We start from the raw sequence: 4,139 nt of genomic DNA on the forward strand, positions 1-4,139 counted from the left end.
GCGCGGCGGAGACCGCCGCGGTCTTCCTCGGCCGCAGCGGCGGCGTCGAACTCCACCTCGGTGACCACACCCTGCGCACCTCCGCCGCCCACCGACTGCCCACGCAGGTGATCGACCTCGGCACCCGCACCTGCGACGAACACACCGCGGTCAGCGCCCTCACCCATGCGGTGTCGATGGTCCCCGCGGGAACTCCGGTCGTGAAGAAGATCGACTCGCTCCTGCGCGGACATGTGGCGTCCGAGATCTGTTCTCTCGCAGAAAGGCATCCGGTGATCGTGGCCGCGGGACTGCCCGCTGCACGACGCATCGTGCGCGGTGGGGTCGTCCACGTCGACGACACCCCGTTGCACGAGACCTCCCTGTGGGCCGCGGAGTCGACCCCCGCACCGACATCGATCGCCGGGATGCTGGCGGCGATCGCGCGCACGGTGATCGGACGCGGCCCGCATCGCGCCGGGCAGATCCAGGACGCATGCCGAGGCGGCGTGGTGGCAATCTGCGACGTTGCCGACGACACCGACCTCGACACCATCGTCGCGATCGCGTCGGGGATCCCCGACGTACGCCTGGTGGGAACCTCCGCGCTCGCGGCGGCCGTCGCACGGACCATGCCGTACGACGTCACGCCGCCGTCTCCGCGGCCTGCGTCGTTGCCGGTGCTCGCCGTCGTCGGGACAGCCGACGAGATCAGGTCTGCGCAGATCGCGGCACTCGAGGCCGCGGGAGTCCCGCAGGTGCCGGTGCACGTCGACCATCTCCTCGCCGACACCGTCGACCTCGACGCCCTGGTCCGCGCACTGAGAACCGGCGCCGCGGTCGTCACGATCGACGGCGATCTGACGCCGGGCACCACATCGGGAGTGGCGCGAGCGCTGGCCGCCACCGTCGCGGCCCTGGACGTGCGTTGCCGAGCCCACCTGGTGCTCACCGGCGGCGAGACCGCGCGAGCCGTCATCGACGCGCTCGGCATCGAGTCCCTGCGACCGATCGGCGAGGTGGAGCGGGGCGCCGTCGTCTCGATCACCCCCGACAACCGCCTGATCGCCACCAAGCCCGGTTCGTTCGGCGACACCGACACGCTGCGGCGCATCGTCGACCATCTCCGTGCGCTCGGCGGAACCCACCTTCAGACATCCGACAGTTCTCTCGACAGTGAGGTTGTGCCATGACATCGATCGACGCCGTGACCGCAGTACCCGCGACGTCCGCGGTCCCCATCGTGGCCCTCACGATGGGTGACGGGGCCGGGATCGGACCCGAGGTGATCGTCCCGGCCGTGCTCGACGCGCGCACCCTGTCGTGGTGCCTGCCCGTCGTCATCGGCGACGCGAAGCGATTGCGTCTCGCGGCCGAGGTACTCGGCCTCACCCCGGACATCGTGACGATCTCGACTGTGGCGGAGGCGGAGTCGACACCGGGGCGGATCAACGTCATCGACCTCGACCTGCTTCCCGACGACCTGAAGTGGGGCGAACTCTCCGCCGTCGCCGGACACGCCGCCTACGAATACATCCGCGTGGCAAGCGAACTGGCCGTGGCCGGTGAGGTGCAGGCGATCTGCACCGCACCGCTGAACAAGGAGGCGTTGCACGCCGCGGGTCACATCTTCCCCGGACACACCGAACTGCTGGCGCACCTGACCGGCACCGAGGAGGTGTCGATGATGCTCTCGACACCGAAGCTCAAGGTCATCCACGTGACCACCCACATCGGTCTGCTCGACGCTGTCGCCCGGATCGAACCGGGCCTTGTCGAACGCACGATCCGCCGCGGACACGACGCCCTGCGCCGCTCGGGTGTGGCCGACCCGATCATCGGCGTGTGCGGCATCAACCCGCACGCCGGGGAGAACGGCCTGTTCGGATACGGCGAGGAGGACCTCAAGATCGTCCCCGCGGTGGAGAAGCTGCAGGCCGACGGGATCGACGCACGCGGGCCGCTGCCCGCCGACACGGCGTTCTTCCTCGCCGGCCGCGGTGACTACGACCTCATCGTGGCGATGTACCACGATCAGGGCCACGGACCGGTGAAGGTGCTCGGCATCGAGGCCGGCGTCAACATCACCGTCGGACTGCCGGTCATCCGCACGTCGGTCGACCACGGCACCGCCTTCGACATCGCCGGGACCGGCATCGCAGAGCCGGGGTCGATGGTCGAGGCTCTCCGACAGGCCGCTGAACTGGCAACCAGCACAGTGGCTTTGAAGTAGGGTTCTGGTTCATGGCCCTGCGCGAGTCCGAATCACGACGTGCGGAGATCGTCCGTCAGGCCCGATCGACCGGTCTGGCGGGCGTGGAGGACCTCGCCGTGCAGTTCGGTGTGACCCCCTCGACCATCCGCCGAGACCTCGGCCACCTCACCTCCCGTGGCCTCATCGCGCGCACCTACGGCGGCGCGATCGCCATCGACACCACCCACGAGTCGTCGCTGCGGCAACGCTCCGTCGAGGGTTTCGACGCCAAACGCGCCATCGCCGCCTGGGCCGCCCAACAGGTGAAACCGGGCGAGACTGTCCTCGTCGACGCCGGTACCACCGTCGGAGCGATGGGTGTCCACCTCCGCGACTGCCGGGACGTGACCGTGGTGGCCGCGGGCCTCACGATCTTGGAGGCGCTCGTCGAGAGCCCGGAGATCCGTATCGAATGCCTGGGCGGAACCCTGCGCCCACTCACCCAGGGGTTCGTCGGGCCGCTCGCGGAGGCGACGCTGTCCCGGCTCACCGTCGACCGCGCATTCCTCGGCGCCGACGCGGTCGACGCCGAGTACGGCATCTGCGAGGCCGAACTCGTCCAGACCCGGCTCAAAGAAGCGATGATGGAACGTGCCGACAACGTCTACGTCCTCGCGCATGCCGCCAAGCTCGGTAAGCGCCCCTTCCACGCCTGGGCGCCACTGCCCCCGGGGACGACACTGGTCACCGACGCCTCGGCGACAGCCGACCTCACCGACCCGTTCGAGGCGGCCGGTGTCACCGTTGTGAAGGTCCCCCACCGCGAGCCCGCCGCAGATCGCAACGGCGCGTCCGCAACCTCGGGCGGACGTTAGCTGTCGTCTGGCCAGCGATCGGCGATGTTGTCCCAATGCGCCGCGATGGTGTCGGTGTCGACACCCCGGGCGGCGAGGAATCCGGCGTGGAGACGCCGGGCGTGCGGGCGTGTATCGGGGCGGATGACCTTCATGGCGAACTCGACGGCGGTCAGCGCCTCGACGATGTGTGCTGGTGTCGTCGTCATCGGGACCGTTCCGTAGACCCTGCCCACGTGCGGGGCACGTCGGCGAAAGCGGTGCCTGGCGTTACCTGCGTGAGCGGTAGCCGACGTCGATGTAGGTCCGATCCGGGATCCCTGTCACGGTTGTGTAGAACGTCGCGCCGGGGGTGACCGCGGCTTTGCCGGAGTACTCATCGACCAAGGTCCCCAACGACTTTCCGGTGCGCTCGCCGCGAAAGTTTGGCAGCGCGGCATCGAGCGCCGGTTTGAGATTCGCGTCGTGGATAGCCCGGGCCTCGGACTGAGTTGCGGTGATCTTTGCCCCACCGGGAGCCGGCGCGATCGTGAAAGCGGAGGCCACGGGAGCGGTCAGCGCAGCCCCTGCACCCACCAGAACACACGCACCTGCGGTGACGGCGATACGACGTGAGAACGACATGAGGAACATCCAATCTTTGATTAAACAAAGGCGATTCGTCGTTGCCGAGTCGGAAGCGACGACCCCACACCGCGATTCGGGTGCGTGTCCCGAAACGCTCACACAATCCTGGCGGCGCCACAACCGCCCTAAGCTGAAAATGGCGTATTTCACACCGCTCTGACCTGCGGCAATGGTCACAATTTGGTCACCGATCGTGCACTTGACCCCCGTCGCCAAATCCGGCGCTGCTCATCGGCAGGGCCGTTAGCTGCGGAAACAGCCTGACGGTGATCCACCTCACCGGTTGATACTGTCCCGCACTCGACTCAGGACCGATTGTGTGTGAAACGACGGTGTGTCACTGTTTCTCCTGACAACGCCGCTCAGGCGTACAGGCCGACCCCGGAGCGGACGTTGTTGCACAGCCGATCCGGCGATACCACCCAGCTCCCAAGGAGAATTTCTGATGTTGCCTCGCCTGAAATCTGCCGCCAGGTCCGTGATCA

Annotated in this window: 5 protein-coding genes; 3 read left to right on the top strand and 2 right to left on the bottom strand. The window is 68.0% G+C overall.

Annotated features, from left to right (window positions below; all coding sequences use genetic code 11):
* The 3 genes from JHC79_RS16330 to JHC79_RS16340 all read left to right on the top strand — a co-directional run.
* A partial coding sequence (locus tag JHC79_RS16330; protein WP_296392691.1) for a four-carbon acid sugar kinase family protein occupies nucleotides 1-1,172 on the top strand: 1,172 nt, incomplete at its 5' end.
* Complete coding sequence (gene pdxA / locus JHC79_RS16335) at nucleotides 1,169-2,212, top strand: 4-hydroxythreonine-4-phosphate dehydrogenase PdxA (RefSeq protein ID WP_296392692.1); 1,044 nt, start codon at nucleotides 1,169-1,171, stop codon at nucleotides 2,210-2,212. The genes JHC79_RS16330 and pdxA, both read left to right, overlap by 4 nt.
* Nucleotides 2,213-2,223: 11 nt before the next feature.
* Nucleotides 2,224-3,048, top strand: a complete 825-nt coding sequence (locus JHC79_RS16340) for a DeoR/GlpR family DNA-binding transcription regulator (protein WP_296392694.1) — start codon at nucleotides 2,224-2,226, stop codon at nucleotides 3,046-3,048.
* On the opposite strand, the gene JHC79_RS16345 is transcribed toward JHC79_RS16340, so the two are convergent.
* Together JHC79_RS16345 and JHC79_RS16350 are read right to left on the bottom strand one after the other, a co-directional pair.
* Nucleotides 3,045-3,236: a hypothetical protein gene (locus tag JHC79_RS16345; protein WP_253660751.1), complete on the bottom strand. Its 192-nt coding sequence runs from the start codon at nucleotides 3,234-3,236 to the stop codon at nucleotides 3,045-3,047. The two genes, JHC79_RS16340 and JHC79_RS16345, sit on opposite strands and share 4 nt — an antisense overlap.
* 61 nt (nucleotides 3,237-3,297) lie before the next feature.
* The gene (locus JHC79_RS16350; RefSeq protein WP_296392698.1) at nucleotides 3,298-3,831 is read right to left on the bottom strand and encodes a hypothetical protein; all 534 of its coding nucleotides are present in this window, start codon (nucleotides 3,829-3,831) and stop codon (nucleotides 3,298-3,300) included.
* Between the last annotated feature and the right edge of the window lie 308 nt (nucleotides 3,832-4,139).

The organism is Williamsia sp., assembly GCF_016462415.1.
Lineage (GTDB): Bacteria > Actinomycetota > Actinomycetes > Mycobacteriales > Mycobacteriaceae > Williamsia_A.

Bases quoted from the DNA above. Each gene is read 5' to 3' on its own strand.
- pdxA (WP_296392692.1), top strand. From the start codon at position 1,169: ATGACATCGATCGACGCCGTGACCGCAGTACCCGCGACGTCCGCGGTC.
- JHC79_RS16340 (WP_296392694.1), top strand. From the start codon at position 2,224: ATGGCCCTGCGCGAGTCCGAATCACGACGTGCGGAGATCGTCCGTCAG.
- JHC79_RS16345 (WP_253660751.1), bottom strand. From the start codon at position 3,236: ATGACGACGACACCAGCACACATCGTCGAGGCGCTGACCGCCGTCGAG.